We start from the raw sequence: 21829 nt of genomic DNA on the forward strand, positions 1-21829 counted from the left end.
CCGGAGCCGTCGGTACGACATGGCTGTGCCCGGCACCGCCGTTGGTGCCGGGCACAGTACGGGGGGCTGACCGCTAGGCGCGGCCGGCCGTCTTCTGCGTCTTACGCGTGATCGAGTCGATGACCACGGTGGTCAGCAGCACGCCGGCGGTGATCATGTACTTCACCGGTTCGGCGATGGACTCCAGCTGGAGGCCGTACTGGATGGAGACGATCACCAGGACGCCGAGCAGGGCGTTCCAGGTGCGGCCCCGGCCACCGAAGAGGCTGGTGCCACCGATCACGGCCGCGGCGATCGCGTTCATCAGCAGGTCGCCGGTGCCGGCGCTCTGGTTGGCGGAGGCGATCTTGGAGGCCAGGAAGAGGCCGCCGATCGCCGCGAAGCCGCCGGAGATCGCGAAGACCGAGATCCGCACCGCGGTGACGTTGATGCCGGCTCGCCGGGACGCCTCGACGCTGCCGCCGAGGGCGAAGATCTTGCGGCCGTAGGGGGTGCGCCGGAGCACGAAGTCCGTGGCGACCAGGAACACCAGGAAGATCACCGTGGCCAGCGGCAGGCCCTTGTACTGGTTGTACATGAAGGCCGCGGCGAAGGAGATCACGGCGAGCAGACCGGTGCGCAGGAGCGTCTCGTTCAGCGGCCGGGACGGGATGCCCGCCGCCTCACGCCGCCGGTTGCCCAGGAACGAGCTGACGAAGAACAGCACCGTCACCACGGCCGCCAGGCCGTAGGCGGCGGCGACGTCCGTGAAGAAGTACGTGGTCAGCTGGCCGATGAAGCCGTCGCTGTCCAGGTTGATCGTGCCGTTCTCGCCCAGCGTCTGGAGCATGAAGCCGAGCCAGAACAGCAGGCCGGCCAGCGTGACCGCGAAGGCGGGCGCGCCGAGGACGGCGAAGAAGAAGCCGTGCGCGGCACCGATGGCGGCACCCGCGGCGACCGCGAACAGCACCGCCGCCCACTCGGGCCAGCCCTGGTTGACCGCGAGGACGGCCGCGATGGCGCTGGAGGCGCCGCTGACCGAGCCGACGGACAGATCGATCTCGCCGAGCAGCAGCACGAAGACGATGCCGACGGAGATCATGCCGGTGCCGACCATCGTGACGGTGATGTCACTGATGTTCTGCGCGGACAGGAACGCCGAGTTCAGGCTCTGGAAGACGATGCAGATGATCACCAGGCCGACGACGACCGGGAGGGAGCCCAGTTCACCGGCGCGCATCTTGCGCTTGAACTCGGTCCAGTAACCGAGCAGGCCCTCCTCGCGGACGAGCAGGCGGGGGTCTACCGCGGTGACCGCGTCGGCGGCCGCCTCGGGGTTCTCCACGGCGTGTTCGTCCTTCGACGTCGCCGTGGCGGAGGTCTTGTCGATGCTCACTGGGAACCCTCCCCGTTCGTGCGCGCCGCACGGCGGGTCACGGCATTGTCGGTGGCGCCGGTGATGGCGGAGATGATCTCCTCCTGCGAGGTCGTCTTGACCTCGAAGACGCCGTTGTTGCGACCGAGACGCAGTACCGCCACCTTGTCGGCGACGGCCTTCACATCGGCCATGTTGTGGCTGATCAGGATGACGGCGTGGCCGCGCTCCCGCAGCCGCTCGACCAGGTCGAGGACCTGGGCGGTCTGCTCCACGCCGAGGGCCGCGGTGGGCTCGTCGAGGATGACCAGCTTGGGCTCGCCGAGCATCGAGCGGGCGATGGCCACGGTCTGGCGCTGACCGCCGGAGAGCGAGGCGATCGGGATGCGCACGCTGGGGATGCGGATCGACAGGGTCGTCAGCAGCTCGCGGGCGCGGCGCTCCATCTCGACCTCGTCGAGGACGCCCCACTTCCGCAGCTCGCGGCCGAGGAACAGGTTGCCGACGACATCGATGTTGTCGCACAGCGCGAGGTCCTGGTAGACCGTCGCGATGCCCAGGGACTGGGCGTCGTGGGGCTTGTTGATCGATACGGCCTTGCCGTCCCATTCGATGGCGCCCTCATCGATGGGGTGCACGCCGGCGATCGTCTTGACCAGCGTGGACTTTCCGGCGCCGTTGTCGCCGACCAGGGCGACCACTTCACCGGCGTGGACCTCAAGCTCTACGTCGGTGAGCGCCTGGACGGCACCGAACCGCTTGGAGACCCCGCGCAACGCCAGCACGGGCGTAGCGGACACGTGAACCATCTCCTTCGCCGCCTGACCCGGCGGGAGGTTGTGCAGAAGATTGGGGGGTGGACCGGGGCTGTGCCCCGGGTGTTCCGACCGGCGCCCCGCACGAGCTTGCGGGGCTGTGTGATGCGCGAGGCGCCGGCGGAGCCTTGAGTGAGGGCGGTCGTCCCGTACGGGAGTCCGGGGGCGGACTCCCGTAGCGCGAGGGGACTCGCTGCCGCTTACTTGATGCCGAGCTTGTCGCAGGCCGCCTTGTACTTGGCGGTGCAGATCTCGTCGGCGGTGTAGACGCCGTCCTTGATGACGGTGTCGTTGATGTTCTCCTGGGTCAGCGAGGTGACGTCGACCAGGACGGACGGGACGTCCTTGGCGCTGTCGCTGGACACCTTGTCCTTGGCGACCGCGCCCAGGTCCTCGCCCTTGGCCAGCGCGACGGCCATGGCGGCGGCGGCCTCGGCCTCCGGGGCGTACGGCTTGTAGACGCTCATGAACTGCTCACCGGCGACGATGCGCTGCACGGCCGCGAGCTCGGCGTCCTGGCCGGTGACCGGGACGTCGATGCCGGCCGCCTTCAGGGCGGTGATGATGCCGCCCGCCATGCCGTCGTTGGCGGAGTAGACGCCGACGATCTTGTCCTTGCCGAGCGCCGAGATGGCCGCCTCCATGTTGGAGTTGGCGTTCTCCGGCTTCCACTCCTTGGTGTCGTACTCCTTGCCGATCTTCACCTTGCCGTCGAGGGCGGCGTGGGCGCCTTCCTTGAACTGGGCGGCGTTCGGGTCGGTGACGGAGCCGTTCATCATGACGATCTGGCCGTCCTTGGCCTTGTCGCCCAGCTCGGCGACCAGGGCCTCGCCCTGGGTCTTGCCGACGGCGACGTTGTCGAAGGACGTGTAGGCGCTGATCGGGCCCTCGGCGAGGCGGTCGTAGGCGACGACCTTGATGCCGTTGTCCACGGCCTTCTGGACGGAGTTCTTGATCGCCTTGGCGTCCACGGCGTCCAGGATCAGCACGTCCACCTTGTTGGTGATCATCGTGTCGACCTGCTGCGCCTGGAGGTTGGCGTCCTGCTTGGCGTTGTTGTACTCGATGGTCGCCTTGTTGTCCGTCAGCTCCTTGATCTTTTCCTCGATCAGAGGCCGGTCGAACTTCTCGTACCGAGCGGTCTGGTTCTCCGGCAGGAGCAGACCGATCTTGATGTTGTCACCCTTGGCGGCGGAGCCGGTGGAGTCCTTCTCGCCACCGGCCTCCTCAGCGCTGCCACAGGCGGCGAGAGAGACGGCCATCGCACCCGCGGCGATGGCAACGGCGGCACGACGCATACGCGTGTTCACTTCAGAAACCTCCCTGACGAGGCCGCGTCGTTGCGGCCGAGGTGGCTGGAAGTCAACTCGGCCACACGTGCGACGTCAAGAAGTAAATCCTTAACGGGTTGGCAACGGTGCCATCCGTTCTCTAAGTGAAGGCAGGTGCCACGGCGGAGAGGGTGCCTGACACGCTTCCGTCCAAAAGGGTCGAGTCGCCCATCTCGCTGAGGGCGAGAGCGAGCGCTCCGAGCACTTCCGCACGGCCCCCAAGTGCCCCGGGAAGAACGGACAGTTGACGCGCCGCGCTGGGAATGGCGTAGCGGCCGACGGACTCCCTGATCGGCCCGAGCACCAGCTCTCCGGCCTCGGCGAGATCACCGCCCAGGACCACCCGGCTCGGGTTCAGCAGATTGCAGAGGTTGGCGACTCCACTGCCGATGTGACGGCCGACGTCGGCGATCACCCGACGGCAGCCCGGATCTCCGTCCCGCGCCAGCCGGACAACACCCTCCATGGTCAGATCCGTGCCGTGACTGGACTGGAGGAGCGGCAGCACATAGCGCGCGGCCGCGAAGGTCTCCAGGCAGCCCCGGTTTCCGCAGCGGCAGACGGGGCCGGATTCATCAAGTGTAATATGTCCTATTTCTCCCGCAGTGCCACCGGGCCCGCGGTAGATCTTCCCGTCGATGACCAGGCCCGCTCCGACACCGCTGGAGACCTTGATGTACGCCAGGTCCCGCACGCCCTTCCCGCTGCCCCAGACCAGCTCGCCCAGGGCGCCCAGATTGGCGTCGTTGTCCACGTGCACGGGCACGCCGAGGCGCCCCCGCAGCTCCTCGGCGGGCTTGGCGCCGGTCCAGCCCGGCAGGATGGCGGTCGAGCCCAGGGTCCCGGACTCCACGTCGATCGGACCGGGCACACCGAGGCCCACTCCGGCGATCTTCGAGCGGTCCACTCCGGTGGCCGCGATCAGCCGGTTGACCAGCTCTTCCGCCCGGTCGAAGCCCTGCGCGGCGGAGGCGTCCACATCCAGTGGCTCGGACTCCTCGGCCAGCACCTGGTGGGCGAGGTTCCCGACCGCGACGCGCAAATGGGTGTGGCCGAAATCGACCCCGATGACGATGCCCGCGTCCCCGCTCAGACTGACGCTGCGGGCCCGCCGACCACCCGCCGAGGTGGGCGTGACCTCGACGGTCCCGCCTTCCTTCAGCTCTCGCACGATGTTGGAGACGGTCGCCGCGGACAGTCCCGTCGTCCTCGCGATCTCCGCCTGGGTGAGCGATCCCGCCAGCCGCACGGCACGTACGACCCGCTCCAGGTTGGCTCGGTGCAGCGACGACTGCGACCCCGGAGTCTCCACGACGACCTCCTGCGCGCGGGACCGCTTCGATGAGGCCCCGTCTATGTCCAACTAGTGAACTCTAAGCTGAGCCGTTCGGGGGGCCACCCGTCAAGAGGTTGAACAGTTTCCGGGGTGAGGGACACACCGGCGCGCGCCGCCCCCGAGCCGGGGACGGCGCGCGCACGGCCGCTCGCGGAGAGCTACTTCAAGGTCGCCGAGGTGAGTCCGGCCTGCACCTGGCGCTGGAAGGACAGATAGACCACCAGCATGGGGATCATGGCGATGGTCACGCCGGCGAAGAGCACCGGCAGGTCGGAGGCGTAGCCCTGCTGCTGCTGGAGCTGGATCAGCCCCTGGGTGAGGACGTACCGCTCGGGGTCGTCGCCGCTCTGCGGCTGCATCAGCACCGTCGGCAGGATGAACTGGTTCCACTGCCCCAGCGTGTTGAAGATGCCCACGCTGATCAGGCCGGGCTTCGCCATCGGCAGCATCACCTGGAAGAAGGTCCGGGTGTGCGAGGCCCCGTCCAGGATCGCCGCCTCGAAGACCGCCGTGGGCAGGGTCCGGAAGAAGGCGTGCATGAAGAAGACGGTGAACGGCAGGGAGTAGGCGACGTACACCAGGATCAGACCCTGGTAGGTGTTCAGCATGTCCAGCCGTCTGACCATGAAGAACAGCGGGACCAGGGCCAGGAAGACCGGGAACATCGCGCCCGCGACGAAGAAGTAGTAGAGGAAGCGGTTCCCCCAGAACTGGTAGCGGGCCAGCACGTAGGCGGCCATCGAGCCGAACAGCATCGTCAGCGGCACCGAGAAGACGAGCACGACGACGGTGTTGAGGAAGTAGTCGCCGATGCCCTTCTCCCACGCGCGCGAGAAGACGTCGAACGTCCAGTTCTCGGGCCAGCCGAAGGCCGAGCCGGCGATCTGGGCGTCGGTCTTGAAGGCGCTGAGCATCAGCCACAGCAGCGGCAGGACGATCATCAGGGCCCACAGGGCGAGGAAGCCGTGCGAGAAGGCGTTCAGGGTGACGCCCTCGCCGCGCCGCTCGCGGGGCGTGTGCGGGACCTTGTCCAGGGTGCGCCCGGCCGGGGCCGGAGCGGTTTCCTTCAGGGGTGCGCTCATCGTCGTGTCTCCCGTCTCTCCCGCTCAGAACTCGACGCGGTCGCGGCGGGTGGCGCGCAGCATGACCACGGACAGGATGAGGGTGAGGAGCAGCATGACCACGCCCATGGCGCAGGCGTAGCCGCTCTTGCCGTAGTAGAGGAAGTTCCGCATCATCACGGTCGCCATGACCTCGCTGTGATGGTCGGGGCCGCCGCCGAACTCACCGGAGGTCATGGTCGACACGAGGATGAACATGTCCATCGCCGCGATGCCGAGGTAGACCCAGGCCGTCTGCACGGAGTCCCACAGCAGCGGCAGGGTGATGCGGAAGAAGGACTGGGCGCGGCCGGCGCCGTCGATCAGGGCGGCCTCGTAGATGTCCCTCGGGATGGACTGCATGGCGGCCGAGAAGAGCACCAGGTAGAAGCCGACGCCGTGCCAGACGACGACCACGATGAGCGCCCAGAGCACGAAGTTCGGTTCGTTGAGCCACTCCACCGGCCGGTCGGCGTCGACCAGGCCGAGTTTCACCAGCGCCCCGTTGAGCATGCCGCCGCCGTCGCTGCGGTAGACCGCGCGGAACAGCACCGCGAGGATCGCCAGCGACAGCACCTGCGGGAAGAAGTAGACGACCTTGTAGAACCTCGACCCGGCGACTCCGGACACCCCGCCGGCCCGGCCGCGTCCGCCCGCGTTCAGCATGAACGCGAAGAACAGCGCCAGCAGAATGGTGATCACCGGGATGAACACCAGGAACAGGATGTTGTGCCAGATGGCCCCCAGGAAGATGTCGTCCTGGAACAGTGCCGTGTAGTTGTCCAGTCCGACGAAGCTGAAGGTCTGCGACTGGCCCTTCCAGTCGGTCAGCGAATAGCCGAACGTCTGGATGTACGGCCAGATGACGAAGATCAGATAAAGCGCCACGGGGATGAGGAGAAATCCCGCGACGAACCCGTACTGCCCTTTGCGCATTGGCGTTTCCTGCCCCTGGTGTTCCCGACGGTGACCGTGCGTCCCGGGCGGGACTACTCGCGGCGGTTCTTCTCGGCGGCCGGGTCCTTCGCCGCCTTGTCGACGGCGGCCTGCGCCCGCTTCAGCCACTCCTTGGGCTGGATACGGCGGGCCATCAGCTCGTTGGAGGCGTTCTGGATGGCGGTGTCCATCTCGCTGTACCACTCGGTGTACAGGAAGCGGAAGGTGTTGTCACCGGCCGCCTTGGAGGCCTCGACGGTGGACTGCGTTCCCGGTCGCAACTGCACGCTCGGGTCCACGCCGTCCTTGAGGATGGTCAGCGAGTTCGCCTCCTTGGCGAACAGCGTCGACCACTCGCGGGAGAGCATCATCCGCACGAACTCCTTGGCCGCGGGCAGGTTCTTGGCCTTGGCCGGGATGATGAAGGGCTCGCCGGAGCCGGCCCGGATCGCCTCGAACGGCATGGCGCTGCCCTCCAGCACCGGCATCGGCAGGAACTTCATGTCGAAGTCCGAGGGCGTCTGCTTCAGCTGCTCGTTCTCCAGCCAGGAGCCCGAGGTGATGAAGGCGGCCTTGTACTGGTTCCAGCGGGTCTGCGACTCGGTGTGGTCCAGGCCGTTCGTCCCGGGCATCAGATAGCCCTTCTCGACGACCTCGTAGACCGCCTCGACGGCCGCCTGCGCCGCGTCGGAGCCGACGAACGCCTTGGGGTCGAGGTTGTCGATCGCCTTCATGGCGTCCAGACCGCCCTTCTTGGCGATCAGGTCCATGATGGCGACGTTGATGTAGTACGGGTACTTGCCCTGGTGAGCGAGGCCGCCGATGCCCTGGGACTTGGCGTCCTTGCAGATGGCGAGGAAGTCGTCCCAGGTCTTGGGCTCCTCCCAGCCCTTCTCCTTGAAGAGCTTGCCGGAGTACCACAGGCCCCACACCGTGTAGATGTAGTTGAGGGCGACGACCTTGCCCTCCTGGAGGCCCGGGTCGAGGGTGCCGGGGATGACGGTGTCGCGGACCTTCTTCGACGGGTCGTCCACGCTCGGCGCGTCCAGGACCTCGGCGAGATCGAGGAGCTGGCCGTTCTTGTAGAGGACGTCGATCTTGATCTTCTGGGCGCCGGAGTTGTCCACGATGTCCGGCGGGTTGCCGGCGTTGAAGCGCGGCTGGAGCTTGCCGGTGATCTCCTGGGTCCCGGTGTGGGTGGAGGTCACGCCCCACTTCTTCTGGAACGCGGCCTCCCAGGCCTTGGCGTAGTCGTCGCCGTAACCGCCCTTGAAGATGACGACGTCGAGCTTGCTGCCCTTCTTGACGCCGAAGGGGTTGTCCTTGGAGGTGTCGCCCTGGGTGTCGTCGTTCGACTCCTCGCCTCCGCCGCCGCTGGCGCACGCGGACAGGAAGCTCATGGCGGGTACGGAGACCAGCCCGAGCGCGGCGGACCGCTTGATCAGCGAGCGCCGGCCGACGCCGTCGGTACCGTGCTGCGCGGTCGCGTTCTCGGCGCTGTGACCGGCGCCGTTCTCGGCGGAAGTGGATCCCATGCTCAAGTCCTCGCCTTCTTCCAGGACTCAGGCGGTGAACCGGATCCTCCCCGGCACCGCGGTGGGGTCAAGCAGGGTCGTACAAGGATGTGCGGTTCGTGTGAATCGCCGACAGGTATAGTCCACTTCCCGCCAGCGGAGCAAGATCGAATGCAAGGTTGGCGGTTTGTCTTTTCCGAGTTGAGACCTCGCGGAAATATGAGCCGCCCGTGGGCCGCACACCGTAAAAATCCGGAACACAGCCCTCGAATGCCGCAGTCAACGCCCTTGACACGGCTGGCCACTTGAGCCACAACTGATCCTTGCGCAGCGAACTTGACAACGTTGTCCAGAGGCGCAGGGAAGGTGCTCGCGCATGCGGAAGCACGAAATCCGGCTCAGACGCGTACGGAATTGGCGTACGGCGGTGGCGGCGGTGGGAGTCCTCGCCGTGGCCGTCGGCACACAGGGCACGGCGGTCGCCCTGCCCGCCGCTCCGGAGGCCGCCGACCGGGAGTTCTCGTCCTCCTTCGAGGCCCAGGACCCGGCACCGGACTGGCTGAACACCGTCGAGACCGCGCCGGACGGCAGTCGGCGGACCTCGGGCGTCGACGGCGGCTACGGCAGCGGCATCCCCGGCAATGTCACCGACCACGTCACGGACGTGCGGGCCGGCGCGGAGAACACCGGGGGCGGGGAGGTGAAGGAGAACCTGGTCGACGGGGAGCCGAGTACCAAATGGCTGGTTTTCGAGCCCACCGGATGGGTGGAGTTCGACCTGGACGAACCGGTCGGACTGCGGACATACGCGCTCACCTCCGCCAACGACCACGCCGAACGCGATCCGGCCGACTGGACCCTCAAGGGCTCCACCGACGGCAAGGACTGGAAGACCCTGGACACCCGCACCGGCGAGTCGTTCGCCGAGCGCTTCCAGACGAAGATCTACGACCTTCCCGAACCGGCCGAATTCCGGCACTTCCGGCTGGACTTCACCCGCAACCGGTCCGGTGACCTGCTCCAGCTCGCCGATGTGCAGTTCTCCACCGGTGACACCGAGGGCCCGGTCCCGCGGGACATGCTCTCGCTGGTCGACCGGGGCCCCGGCGGCTCCCCGACGGCGAAGGCGGGCGCCGGCTTCACCGGCAAGCGGGCCCTGCGCTACGCCGGACGGCACACCGCGGACGGCCCGGCGTACGCGTACAACAAGGTCTTCGACGTCGACGTGGCCGTCACCCGCGACACCCGGCTGGCGTACCGCGTGTTCCCGTCGATGACCGACGGCGACCTCGACTACGCCGCCACCCACGTCTCCGTCGACCTCGCCTTCACCGACGGCACCTACCTCAGCGACCTGGCCGCCACCGACCAGCACGGCTTCCGGCTCTCGCCGCGGGGCCAGGGCGCCGCCAAGGTGCTCTACGTCAACCAGTGGAACAACGTGGTGTCGCGGATCGGCGCGGTGGCGGCCGGCCGGACCGTCGACCGGATCCTCGTGGCCTACGACGCCCCGGCCGGCCCGGCGCGGTTCAGGGGCTGGGTGGACGACGTGACCCTGGACGTCGCGCCTCCCAAGCGGCCCAGGGCGCATCTGTCGGACTACGCGCTGACCACCCGAGGCACCCTCTCCAGCGGCGGGTTCTCGCGCGGCAACACCTTCCCCGCGACCGCCGTACCGCATGGCTTCAACTTCTGGACGCCGGTCACCAACGCGGGTTCGCTCAGCTGGCTCTACGACTACGCACGTGCGAACAACGCGGACAACCTGCCCACCCTCCAGGCGTTCAGCGCCAGCCACGAGCCGAGCCCGTGGATGGGCGACCGGCAGACCTTCCAGGTGATGCCGTCCGCGGCGGCCGGCACCCCGGACACCGGCCGCGCCGCGCGGGCGCTGCCGTTCCGGCACGAGAACGAGACCGCCCGCCCGCACTACTACGGCGTCCGCTTCGAGAACGGCGTCAAGGCCGAGATGACCCCGACGGACCACGCGGCGGTGCTGCGCTTCACCTACCCCGGTGACGACGCGAGCGTCGTGTTCGACAACGTGACCGACCAGGCGGGCCTCACCCTGGACCCGGCGACCGGCACGGTCACCGGCTACTCGGACGTGAAGTCGGGCCTGTCGACCGGTGCCACCCGGCTCTTCGTGCACGGCGTCTTCGACAAGCCGGTGACGGACGGCTCCTCCAGCGGCGTCAAGGGCTATCTGCGCTTCGACGCGGGCGCCGACCGCACGGTGACGCTGCGCCTGGCCACCTCGCTGATCAGCGTCGAGCAGGCGAAGGACAACCTGCGCCAGGAGATCCCGGACGGCACGTCCTTCGAGACGGTCAGGGACCGGGCCCAGCGGCAGTGGGACCGGCTGCTCGGCAAGGTCGAGGTGGAGGGCGCGACCCCGGACCAGCTGACCACCCTGTACTCCAGCCTGTACCGGCTGTACCTGTATCCCAACTCCGGCTTCGAGAAGGTCGGTTCGACGTACAAGTACGCCTCGCCCTTCTCCCCCATGCCGAGCCCCGACACCCCCACCCACACCGGCGCGAAGATCGTCGAGGGCAAGGTGTACGTGAACAACGGGTTCTGGGACACCTACCGGACCACCTGGCCCGCCTACTCCCTGCTGACGCCGTCCCGGGCGGGTGAGCTGGCCGACGGGTTCGTGCAGCACTTCAAGGACGGCGGCTGGACCTCGCGCTGGTCGTCGCCGGGCTACGCCGACCTGATGACCGGCACCTCCTCGGACGTCGCCTTCGCGGACGCCTACGTCAAGGGCGTCGGCCTCGACGCCGAGGCGGCGTACGAGGCGGCGCTGAAGAACGCCACGGTGGTGCCCCCGGCGTCGGGTGTGGGCCGCAAGGGCATGGCCACCTCGCCGTTCCTCGGCTACACCGCCACCGACACCCACGAGGGCCTGTCCTGGGCGCTGGAGGGCTACGTCAACGACTACGGCATCGCGAGGATGGGCCAGAAGCTGTACCGCGAGACCGGCGAGCGGCGCTACAAGGAGGAGTCGGAGTACTTCCTCGACCGCGCCCGCGACTACGTCAACCTCTTCGACACCGAGGCAGGGTTCTTCCAGGGCCGCGACGCCCGCGGCGACTGGCGGGTCGAGTCCTCGGCGTACGACCCGCGGATCTGGGGCCACGACTACACCGAGACCAACGGCTGGGGCTACGCCTTCACCGCCCCGCAGGACAGCCGGGGCCTGGCCAACCTCTACGGCGGCCGGGACGGTCTCGCCGAGAAGCTGGACGAGTACTTCGCCACCCCGGAGACCGCCTCGCCCGAGTTCGCGGGCTCGTACGGCGGGGTCATCCACGAGATGACGGAGGCCCGGGACGTCCGGATGGGCATGTACGGCCACTCCAACCAGGTGGCCCACCACGCGATCTACATGTACGACGCGGCCGGCCGGCCCTGGAAGACGCAGGAGAAGGTCCGCGAGGTGCTGTCGCGGCTGTACGTGGGCAGTGAGATCGGCCAGGGCTACCACGGCGACGAGGACAACGGCGAGCAGTCGGCCTGGTACCTCTTCTCCGCGCTCGGCTTCTACCCGCTGGTCATGGGCAGCGGCGAGTACGCCATCGGCTCGCCGCTGTTCACCAAGGCGACGGTCCACCTGGAGAACGGCGCGGACCTGGTGGTGAAGGCGCCGAGGAACAGCGCGCGGAACGTCTACGTCCAGGGCGTGAAGCTCGACGGCCACCGCTGGAACTCGACCTCCCTCCCCCACCGGCTCATCGCGCGCGGCGGGGTCCTGGAGTTCGAGATGGGCCCGCGGCCGTCGGCCTGGGGCACCGGGAAGCACGCGGCGCCGCCCTCCCTCACCCGGGACGACCAGGTGCCCGACCCGCGCTCGGACGCCCTGGACGCCGAAGGGCCGCTGTTCGACGACACCTCGGCGACCGAGGCGTCCGTCACCACGGTGGACCTGCCGGTGGCCGGCCGGACCGAGGCGGTGCAGTACACCCTCACCTCCCCGGCCGACCACACCCGGGCGCCGGCCGCCTGGACCCTCCAGGGTTCGTCGGACGGCACCACCTGGCGCACCCTGGACGAGCGTGCCGGGGAGGAGTTCCGCTGGGACCGCCAGACCCGCGCGTTCTCCGTCCCGCACCCGCGCGGGTACGCGCACTACCGGCTGGTGTTCGATCGTGAAGTGACCTTGTCGGAAGTGGAGTTGCTGGCCTGAGCGGTGCCGGGCGGCGGGCGGATCACCCCGCCCGCCGCCTCCGCGGCACCTCTACCGGCCCGCCGGTCCGGCGCCGCGGGCGGCGCGGCCCAGGGCCTGGAGGGCGCGGGCCCGGGCCGGCACGTCGGGGAGGCGGCGGGCGGCGCACTCCAGCAGGAGCGTGGCGACGGTGAGCCGCATCCGGGAGGCCGGGGCGGGCCCGCCGGAGGCGCGGTTCAGGCCCGGCGGAGCGAACGGGGGGACGGGCTGGGCTTGCGGGAACAGTGTGCGGGCCCAGTCGAGCAGGGTGCGGCAGGCCCGGTCGGGGTCCGGGTGGCCGGTCGCCGCCAGCGCGTGGGGAAGCTCGTCGGCCAAGTCGTCCAGGATCTCCTCACGGTGGACGCGCAGTAAGGCGACGTGGGGTTCGGGCGGGGCCGGACGGGGGGCTCGGGGACCGGCTCCGCGGCTCGCCCACGAGGGCGCGACCGCGGCGAGGCCTTCGTGCAGTGCGACCGCGAAGGCGCGGCCGATGAGTGCCGTGGTGTCCTCGAATGCGCCCACGGGCGCGGAGGTGCTCACCGTTGTTCTCCCTTGGTCACCTGCGTGGGCAAAAGTCGCGCTCGGACGTACATGTACGCGCGTTCCTGGCCGCGTTGCATTCGGCCAACCGCACCCGACGGTAACCGCGCCGCTTCCCCTCCCGCCCATGCCGCGATCACGCCCGGCTCTCCGAGCGTGCGGGGCGGGAAATGGGCTGGGGATTACCCGTCCGTGAACGCCGCTCCCGGCGGCCGACCGATCGGACGGTGGCTGTTATTCGACGGTCGCGGCCCTCCTTCCGCGTGAGATAGCCGACATTGGCTCTGCCGTTCTGACCTGCGAGTTACTGTGGCGACATGCGATTCGGGGTGCTGGGCCCACTGGAAGTACGCACGGTGACGGGGAGGCCGGTTCGGGTACCGGAGGTCAAGGTCCGCACTCTGTTGGCCTGTCTGATCGCCGACCACGGGCGGGTGGTTCCCACGGCCCGTCTGATCGACGCGCTCTGGGCGGGCGCACCCCCCGCCAATCCCACGGCCTCGCTCCAGGCGAAGGTCTCGCAGCTGCGCCGCGTCCTGGAGGACGCCGAGGAGGGGGCCCGCGACCTGGTCGTGCACCGGGCACCCGGCTATGTGCTTCAGGCCGCGCCCGACACCGTCGACGTGGGGCGGTTCCGGACCCTGGTGGCGCACTCCCGCGCGCTGGAGGACCCGCGGGCCAGGGCCACGGCCCTGTCGAAGGCGCTGGCGCTGTGGCGGGGGCCGGCGTTCGCCGACTTCGCCGACGAGCCCTTCGTCCGGACGGCCTTCGCCGGACTGGAGGAGGAGCGGCTGACCGCGGTCGAGGAGCACATGGAGGCGCGGCTCGACTTAGGTGAGCACAGTCTGCTCATGGGCGAACTGACCGCGCTGGTCACCGCTCACCCGCTGCGCGAGCGGATGAGGATGGCGCACATGCGGGCGCTGTACCACGTGGGCCGGTCGTCGGAGGCGCTGGACAGCTACACCGATCTGCGCCGGCACCTCGCCGAGGAACTGGGGCTGACTCCGGGTCAGGCCATCGAGGCGCTCCAACAGGCCATTCTGCGCCAGGACCCGGCCCTGAACCGGGTGACCCCGGAGGCCGGCACCGCGCCCTCGGCGCGGGCCCGTACCAATCTGCCCGACGCCGCAGGCGACCTGGTGGGGCGGGAGGGCGCGGTGACCGAGGGCCGGCGGCTGCTCGCCCGGCACCGGCTGGTCACGTTCACCGGGCCCGGCGGAGTCGGCAAGACCCGGCTGGCCGTCGCGGCCGCCGCCGGTCTCGCCGAGGAGTTCCCGGACGGGATCTGGCTGGTGGAACTGGCCGGACTCGGGCTCGTCGACGGGCCAGAAGTGCTGTCGTGCGTGTCCCAGCAGGTGCTGGCGGCGCTCGACATCCGGGAGAGCACGGACGGCACCACGGCGGAGGCGGACCTGGGCGACACCTGCCGGTCCGTACGGCGGCTGGTGGAGTTCGCGGAGTCCCGCCGGATGCTGCTCGTTCTGGACAACTGCGAGCACATGGTCGACGACGTGGCGATGCTGGTGGGCCGGCTCCTCGAACAGGCCCCCGGTGTGCGGGTGCTGGCGACCAGTCAGGAACCGTTGCGGGTGCAGGGCGAGGCGGTGTGGCCGGTACCGCCGCTGGAACTGCCCGAGTCCACCGAGCTGGAGGCGCTGGAGCGGTCCAGTGCCGTACGGCTGTTCGTCGAGCGGGCACGGTCCGCGGATCCCTCCTTCGTCGTGGACGCGCGGACGGCCGAGGCCATCGCCGCCGTCTGCCGCCGCCTGGACGGCATCCCGCTGGCGCTGGAACTGGCCGCCACCCGGGTCAGGGCGCTCGGCATCCACCAGCTGCTGGAACGGCTCGACGACCGGTTCCGGGTGCTGAAGTCGGGCTACCGGGGCGCACCGCACCGCCAGCAGACCCTTCAGGCGACCATCGAGTGGAGCTGGAGCCTGCTCACGCCGGAGGAGCAGACCGTGCTGCGGCGGCTGTCGGCGCATGTCGACGGGTGCACGCTGGAGGCGGCGGAGCAGGTGTGCGCCGGCGGCGAGGTGGCGGCCGACGACGTGGTCGACATCCTGGCCCGGCTGGTGGACCGCTCGCTCGTGGTCCGCAGCGACGCCCCGCACGGCGCGCGCTACCAGCTGCTGGAGTCGGTGGCGGTGTACGCGCAGGCCCGGCTCGTGGACTCGGGCGAGGCGGTCGAGGTGGCCCGGCGGCACGCCGTCCACTACGTGCGGCTGGCCGAGGCGGCCCGGCCGCACCTCGGCGGACCCGAGCAGCACCACTGGCTGCGGCGGCTGTCGGCGGAGACCGGCAACTTCCGGCGGACGCTCCAGGAGCTGCGCGGGGCGCGGTCGGCCGAGCCGGCCCTGCGGCTGGTGAACGCGCTGGCCTGGTTCTGGGTCCTGATGGGACGGCTCACCGAGGCGCACCGCTCGCTGTGCTCGGCCCTGGAGCTGGTGGCCGTCCCGCCCGGCCCGGAGACCGTGGCCGAGCCGTCGGAGGCGGGCGGGCCTGCGCAGCCGGCCGGGCCGGCGGCGGCCGAGGCCGCCGCCTGGTGCCAGGGCATCGGGCTGCTGCTCGGCGAGGTCAGGCCGGAGGAGCACTGCCAGGTGAGCGACCATACCGCCCCGGGTGTCCGCACGGAAGGGCTGGCCCGCGCCAAGTGGTTCACCGGGAACGCGCTGTGGGACGTGGGCGCGCTGGCGGCCGCGGAGGCGGAGGTCAGCGCGGCGCTGGCGGACTTCCGGGCGCTGCGCGACGAGTGGGGTGTGGCGGCGGCGCTGAGCAGCCGGGCCGCGCTGGCGATGACCCGCGGTGACCTGGAGAGCCTGCACGACGACGCGCTGGAGGCCCGGTCCCAGTTCATCCGGCTCGGCGACGCCTGGGGCGAGCTGAAGACGGCGCAGGTTCTGGCCGTGCACGCCGAGATCACCGCCTCGTACGAGCAGGCGGCGCAGCTGCATCGCGAGGGGCTGGGGATGGCAGAGTCGCTGGAGCTGTGGCCGGAGGCGTCACGCCAGCTGTCCGGTCTGGGCCGGATCGCGCTGCTGTCGGGGCGCTTCGAGGAGGCGGACGAGTTCCATCGCAGGGCCATGCGGCTGGCGGTGGAGCAGGGCAATCGGCCGGCGGAGCAGATGGCGGAGCTGGGGCTGGCGCTCGGCGCCCGGCGCCGGGGCGACCTGGACGCGGCGGAGCGGCACCTGCGGCCGTGGCTGGCCTGGAACCGCAGCCGGGAGGCGAACAACGGCCTCGCTCTCGTCCTGGCGGAGCTGGGGTTCTGCGCGGAGCTGCGCGGAGACGTCGAGGGGAGCCTGGCCCGGCACCGGGACGGTCTGAGCGCCGCGCTGGTCTCCGAGGACCCGCGGGCGGTGGCGCTCGCCCTGGAGGGCCTGGCCTGCGCGTACGCGCTGAGCGGCCGTCCGGCGCGGGCGACACGGGCGGCGCGGCTGCTCGGCACCGCGGAGGCGACCCGTGAGCAGTCCGGCGCCCCGCTCCCGCCCGCGGAACAGGCCGACGTACGGCGGGCGGCGGCGCGGGCCGTGGAGACGCTCGGTGCGGAGATGTTCGCGGTGGAGCACGCGGCGGGGCGCTCGGTGGACCATCGCCTCGCGGCTGACTCCGAGCTGAGCGGGTCCGCGGCGCCGGTGGACGCGGGCGGCTTCGAGGAGCCGGACGGTGAGCGCAGGCCGCGGCGGGCCGGTGAGTCCCGCTCCGGCGGGGCGGCCGGCGGTCTGCCGGCCGACGCGGTGGCGGAGGAGGCCGCCGGGGCCCGGTCGCTGCGGGCCCGTGCGCCGCGGTGGCTCGGCACCGGCGCGACGGGCAGGGACTACGGGAGCGAGGACGACGCCTGGCCCGGCCGGGACATCCCGGCCTGACCACCCGCGGCCGGCCCTGCGCGCGCTCCTCGACGGTGAGGGCGGCCGGGCCGGCCGGGGCCGGAGCGCCGGCCGGTGCTCTCAGCGGTGCGACTCCTCCGTCCAGATCCGGCTGCTCAGGTCGGACCCGCGCAGCACCTGCACCCGCCATGGCTCGATCCGCAGCACGTGGTACTTCGGGTCCGACGGGCCGAGGTGCCAGAAGTTGCGCGGGTTGTATCCGACACCGGCCGGGCTGCCCTTGGCGTACAGGTCCCACGCGTACTTCTTGGTCTCCGGGTCGTCCACCCAGTGGGAGACGCTGTCGATGAAGACGGCGTTCTGCCGGGGATTCCAATAGGAGTAAGTGGTATGGGGATTGTTCGCCAGGTGAGCCACCTTGACCGGGGTCTTGTAAGCGGCCAGCCAGCCGACCGGTTTACCATCCACGGTTTCCCAGATGGGCAGCAGAACGCGCGCCCTGGGGCGTGCCTTCTTGTCGACGGTGATCATCGTGCAGTACACGATGTCCTGAATGTAAGTCATGAAGGCGTTCTCGATCTCCGAGAACGAATCCACCTTCACAGCAGCCATCACGGCACCTCGGAAAATTCATCGCAGAAACGGGGTGAATTCAGCACCCGTCGATCTCAGCGTGCCCCATGCCCCACCTGGGGAGAAGAAGGCACTTTGAAGTCACCGACTCACTGCCGGGGAACCCGGAGCCGGTGTCGTCAGACCGTCCAGGCACCGTCCGCCGCGGCCTGCCGGGCGAACTCGGTGAAGTCGCGGGGCGGACGGCCCAGCACGCGCTCGACGGTGCCGGTCGGCTCCGCGTTGAGGTTGTCGCGGATCTGCCCGACGAGGTCGGCGACGAACCGCGCGTAGTCGGCGGGCACCTCGTAGGAGACCAGTTCCGCCACGTACTCCCCGTGGGAGACGGGCACGTAGGCGACGGGGCGGCCGGCGGCGCGGGAGATCTCCCCGGCGGCCTCCGCCAGGGTGAGGGCGCGGCTGCCGCTGAGGTCGTAGACCTGGCCGTCGTGCGTGTCGTCGAGCAGGGCCGCGGCGGCGACCTCGGCGACATCGCCGGCGTCCACGAAGGGCTCGCGGCCGTCGCCGGCGGGCAGCCGCAGCTCGCCGGCGCGGACGGCGTCCAGCAGCACGCCCTCGTCGAAGTTCTGGAAGAACCAGTTCGGCCGCAGCACGGTCCACTGGGCGCCGGACTCGCGCACACCGCGCTCGCCGGCGCTCAGGTCCTTGCCGCCCACGAGCCCGGTGGTGCGGGCCTGGAGCAGGACGAGGCGGCGTACACCGCAGTCGACCGCGCGCTTGGCGAGGTCGCGTATCTGCGCCTCGGCATCCCACTCGCCGGGCTTGTCCTGACGGTCGACGATGTAGGCCGCCTGGGCGCCGGTGAGGGCCGGTGCCCAGGTGCTCTCGTCGTCCCAGTCGAAGCGGACGCCGGCGGACCGGCCGGCGGCGCGGACCGACGCGCCGCGCTCACGCAGGGCGCGCACGACCCGGCGCCCGGTCTTTCCGGTGCTGCCGGTGACGAGGATGTCTGGCTGTGACATGGCTTCGCTTCCCTTGGCTGATGGGGAACTTGCGGGACAGGCGCTGAGGCCGTGGCGGCAGTCGCCTCCGAGCGGGGGGTGGTGGAAGCGCGCAGGGGTCGCCGGACGGCCATGACGGGTCCGGCGACCCCTGCGCGCTGTGCGCCGGATCGCGTGGTTCGACCGCGTGGATCAGTGATCGGTCACGGATCGAACGCGTGGATCAGAGGAAGGGGGTGTCGGGCGCCAGGCCGAGGATGGAGCGGCCGTGCACTTCCTGGTTGGTGTGGAAGGCGAAGAGCGCGTGCAGCGCGAGACCGCGCAGGTCGCGGTGGTAGCGCTGGAACGGGACGTCCTTCATGATCACCGAGGCGCCGCTGGCCTCGAACAGCTCGTCGACGGCCTCCTTGGCGAGCTGGATCGCGAAGCCGGCCTTGCCGCGCACGGCGGCGCGCTCCTCGACGGACGGCGAGGTGCCGGCGTCGGCGTGCTCCTGGATCAGGCGCAGCCAGGTCTCCTGAAGGGCCTCGGCGGCGGCGATCTTGTTGGCGGCCGTGGCCACCTGGATCTGGGTCACCGGGGACTGGCTCTGGTCGGTCCACGACGTGTACGTGATGCCGCGTCCGGGCAGCCGCTCCAGGAACAGCTCGTAGGCGCCGCGCGCGATGCCGAGGTAGGCCGAGGCGCCCTGCGCCATGAAGAACGGGACGAAGGCGTAGTTGCGGCCGGTCGCGCCGGTGTTGGAGCGGTCGCCGGTGGTGCCGGCGAGCACGTCGAGCAGGCTCACCACGCGGTGCGCGGGAACCTTGACGTCCGTGGCGGAGACGGTGGAGCTGCCGGTGCCCGCGGCGGCCGCGGCGTGCCAGTCGTCGGCGATCTCCAGCTCGGAGAACGGGACCAGGGCGGCGTGCGGGATCGGGGTGCCGTCCGGGCCGGTCAGCAGCGCGGCGAGCAGGCCGTAGGAGGCGCCCCGGGCGCCCGAGATCCACTTCCAGCTGCCGCTGAGGGAGTAGCCGCCGTCCTCGGCGGTGAGGGTGCCGCTCGGCGTGAAGCCGGTGGAGACCTTCAGCGAGCCCTCGGCGTACACCTCCTTCTGGGCGGCGTCCGGGAAGAGGCTCGGGACCCAGGAGCTGGAGAGCCAGATCATGGCGACCCAGCCGGTGGCGGTGTCGGCGCGGGCGATCTCGCTGAGCACCTTGACCTGGTCGGCGACGGGGGCCTCAAGACCGCCGAAACGCGCCGGGACATTGAGGCGGAAGACGCCGGCCTTTTCCAGGAGTTCGATGTTCTCGTCCGGAATCCAGCGCCGTTCCTCCGACTGCGGACCGGATTCCCTGAACCGGTCGGCCAGGGACTTCACCTCGTCGAGCACCGCAGCGATCGCACTGTCGGTCGTGGTCATGCTTCCTCCTCAGCGATTTCCGTCCGGCCGTGACTCCCGGAACGAATCGGCGCACTGTTCGATCTGTCGAAGCATTCTGGGGAGTGCCGCTCTTGCGCCGGTAACCGCGAACTCTCGGTGGCGCAGTGACCGGAACGCGACCGACGAACGGAGGGTCAGCCACCGGTAATGGAACGGCCCCGAGGAGGAGAAAAGGCCCGAACCGGTGAAGGGGTACGGAAAAACGACTTCGCCCCAGGCCCGGGGGATTCGGCCTGAGGCGAAGCGGAGCCCGGCGGTCGCGGGCTGTACAGGGGGTCAGCGAGCGGTCTCGACCGATTCGAGGACGGGGTCGCTCGCCGGGACGGTCTCCGCGGAGGCCGCGCCGGACTTGCCGCGCAGCCCGAACAGGCTGATCACGACGGCGACGGCGGCGGCCACCAGCGGGACGAGCAGGGCGGCCTGGTAGCCGTCCAGCAGCGCCTGGTCGCTGGTGCCGTCGGTCGCCGCGGTGAGCGCGGCGGTGGCGGAGGACAGACCGAGGGCGGCACCGAACTGGAAGGAGGTGTACAGCAGACCGCCGGCGACGCCCTGCTCCTCCTCGTCGATGCCCTCGGTGGCGACGATGGTGAGCGGACCGTAGGCCAGCGAGAAGGACAGGCCCAGGACGATGAGGCTCGGGAACATCATCAGGTAGGTCCAGTCGAGGCCCAGCGGCAGCATCAGCGCGTAGGCGAGCACCGCCAGCAGCAGACCGCCGAAGATGACCCGCGCGTTGCCGAACTTGTTCACCAGCTTCGGGGTGAGCGTCGGCGACAGGATCGCGTCGATGCCGATGACGATCATCGCGAAGCTGGTCTGCAGCGTGGACCAGCCGCGCAGCTCCTGGAGGTACAGCACGACGATGAACTGGAAGCCGAAGAACCCGGCGGCGAAGAGCAGACCGGCGATGTTGGAGCGGACCAGGCTGCCGTTGCGGAAGATGCCGAGGCGGACCAGCGGCGAGGACACCTTGCGCTCGATGACCACGAAGGCCAGGAACAGCACCAGGCTGGCCGCCACGGTCACCGCGGTGACGCCGGCCGACTCGTGGCTGGCGCGCTCGACGGCGAAGACCAGCAGCAGGATGGCCGCGGTGACGCTGATCGCGCCGCCGATGTCCATGCCCTGGCCGTTGCGGTCGGGCTTGGCCGACTTGGGGATGAGGGCCGCTCCGGTGACCAGGATGAGGAACGACAGGATGACCGGGGCGAAGAAGACCCAGCGCCAGTCGGCCGAGGAGAGCAGACCGCCGATGACCAGGCCGATGGAGAAGCCGCCGGCCGCCGTGCCCGAGTAGACCAGCAGCGCCTTGTTACGCTGCGGGCCCTCCTCGAAGCTGGTGGTGATGATCGACAGACCGGCGGGGGTCATGAAGGCCGCCGCCACACCGGTGACGAAGCGGGCGACGATCAGCATCCAGCCCTCGGTGGCCAGACCGCCCAGGCCGGAGAAGAGCAGGAAGACGGTCAGCCAGAACAGGAACATCTGGCGGCGGCCGAAGAGGTCGGCGGCGCGGCCGCCGAGCAGCATGAAGCCGCCGTAGCCGAGGACGTAGGCGCTCATGACCCACTGGAGCGTGCCGGTCGACAGCCCCAGGTCGGCCCGGATGGACGGCAGGGCCACGTTGAGCATGGCCACGTCGACGCCTTCGAGGAAGATCGCACCACACAGCACGAACAGCACGCCCCAAGCGCGCCCACTCATGCGATCGGTGCCGCTGCCCTGATTGGATTGCAGTGCGGACACGGAAATGACTCCTTGGGGAGAAAAGGAAAGAACGGGTGCGGGACGACCGCGGGCAGGTCTGACCGAAAACACGGGGATGTATCGAGACCGGGGCGGTTCCCACTTGTAACCACAGGCATC

At 70.0% G+C, this 21829-nt stretch carries 14 protein-coding genes; 2 read left to right on the forward strand and 12 right to left on the reverse strand.

Annotation, left to right across the window (positions count from 1 at the left end; genetic code table 11):
- Positions 1-73 precede the first annotated feature (73 nt).
- The 7 genes from ABT232_RS29000 to ngcE all read right to left on the reverse strand — a co-directional run bounded on the left by ABT232_RS29000 (position 74) and on the right by ngcE (position 8407).
- Positions 74-1375, reverse strand: a complete 1302-nt coding sequence (locus ABT232_RS29000; RefSeq protein ID WP_351845170.1) for a sugar ABC transporter permease — start codon at positions 1373-1375, stop codon at positions 74-76.
- Positions 1372-2163 (reverse strand): ATP-binding cassette domain-containing protein, encoded by a 792-nt coding sequence (locus ABT232_RS29005; RefSeq protein WP_351845172.1) that lies wholly within the window; start codon positions 2161-2163, stop codon positions 1372-1374. The genes ABT232_RS29000 and ABT232_RS29005 overlap by 4 nt, the downstream gene beginning before the upstream one ends.
- A gap of 206 nt (positions 2164-2369) precedes the next feature.
- A complete protein-coding gene (locus ABT232_RS29010) occupies positions 2370-3467 on the reverse strand; it encodes a sugar ABC transporter substrate-binding protein (protein ID WP_351845208.1) in 1098 nt (365 codons plus the stop codon).
- A gap of 133 nt (positions 3468-3600) precedes the next feature.
- A complete protein-coding gene (locus tag ABT232_RS29015; RefSeq protein ID WP_351845174.1) occupies positions 3601-4812 on the reverse strand; it encodes an ROK family transcriptional regulator in 1212 nt (403 codons plus the stop codon).
- Positions 4813-4994: 182 nt separating this feature from the next.
- Positions 4995-5918 carry a carbohydrate ABC transporter permease gene (locus ABT232_RS29020; protein WP_351845176.1) on the reverse strand — a complete coding sequence of 308 codons (924 nt, stop codon included), beginning with the start codon at positions 5916-5918 and terminating at the stop codon, positions 4995-4997.
- A gap of 24 nt (positions 5919-5942) precedes the next feature.
- Positions 5943-6872 carry a carbohydrate ABC transporter permease gene (locus tag ABT232_RS29025; RefSeq protein WP_351845178.1) on the reverse strand — a complete coding sequence of 310 codons (930 nt, stop codon included), beginning with the start codon at positions 6870-6872 and terminating at the stop codon, positions 5943-5945.
- A 53-nt stretch (positions 6873-6925) separates the two neighbouring features.
- Entirely contained in the window at positions 6926-8407 is a 1482-nt protein-coding gene (ngcE, locus tag ABT232_RS29030) for an N-acetylglucosamine/diacetylchitobiose ABC transporter substrate-binding protein (protein ID WP_351845180.1), read from the reverse strand.
- 355 nt (positions 8408-8762) lie between these two features.
- On the opposite strand from ngcE, the gene ABT232_RS29035 reads away from it, so the two are divergent.
- Positions 8763-12578: a GH92 family glycosyl hydrolase gene (locus tag ABT232_RS29035; protein ID WP_351845182.1), complete on the forward strand. Its 3816-nt coding sequence runs from the start codon at positions 8763-8765 to the stop codon at positions 12576-12578.
- Positions 12579-12629: 51 nt separating this feature from the next.
- On the opposite strand, the gene ABT232_RS29040 is transcribed toward ABT232_RS29035, so the two are convergent.
- Positions 12630-13136 carry a hypothetical protein gene (locus tag ABT232_RS29040; protein WP_351845184.1) on the reverse strand — a complete coding sequence of 169 codons (507 nt, stop codon included), beginning with the start codon at positions 13134-13136 and terminating at the stop codon, positions 12630-12632.
- Between the two features lie 404 nt (positions 13137-13540).
- On the opposite strand from ABT232_RS29040, the gene ABT232_RS29045 reads away from it, so the two are divergent.
- On the forward strand, positions 13541-17005 hold the full coding sequence (locus tag ABT232_RS29045; protein WP_502975489.1) for an AfsR/SARP family transcriptional regulator: 3465 nt from the start codon (positions 13541-13543) through the stop codon (positions 17003-17005).
- An 81-nt stretch (positions 17006-17086) separates the two neighbouring features.
- Here the strand turns inward: ABT232_RS29045 and ABT232_RS29050 are convergent, their stop codons facing one another.
- The 4 genes from ABT232_RS29050 to ABT232_RS29065 all read right to left on the reverse strand — a co-directional run bounded on the left by ABT232_RS29050 (position 17087) and on the right by ABT232_RS29065 (position 21667).
- Positions 17087-17578: a pyridoxamine 5'-phosphate oxidase family protein gene (locus tag ABT232_RS29050; protein ID WP_351845188.1), complete on the reverse strand. Its 492-nt coding sequence runs from the start codon at positions 17576-17578 to the stop codon at positions 17087-17089.
- Positions 17579-17718: 140 nt separating this feature from the next.
- Entirely contained in the window at positions 17719-18561 is an 843-nt protein-coding gene (locus ABT232_RS29055; protein ID WP_351845190.1) for an NAD(P)H-binding protein, read from the reverse strand.
- Between the two features lie 202 nt (positions 18562-18763).
- Positions 18764-19942 (reverse strand): acyl-CoA dehydrogenase family protein, encoded by a 1179-nt coding sequence (locus ABT232_RS29060; RefSeq protein ID WP_351845192.1) that lies wholly within the window; start codon positions 19940-19942, stop codon positions 18764-18766.
- 297 nt (positions 19943-20239) lie between these two features.
- The gene (locus ABT232_RS29065) at positions 20240-21667 is read right to left on the reverse strand and encodes an MFS transporter (RefSeq protein WP_351845210.1); all 1428 of its coding nucleotides are present in this window, start codon (positions 21665-21667) and stop codon (positions 20240-20242) included.
- Between the last annotated feature and the right edge of the window lie 162 nt (positions 21668-21829).

It is taken from the genome of Streptomyces sp. NPDC001532, assembly GCF_040298625.1.
Lineage (GTDB): Bacteria > Actinomycetota > Actinomycetes > Streptomycetales > Streptomycetaceae > Streptomyces.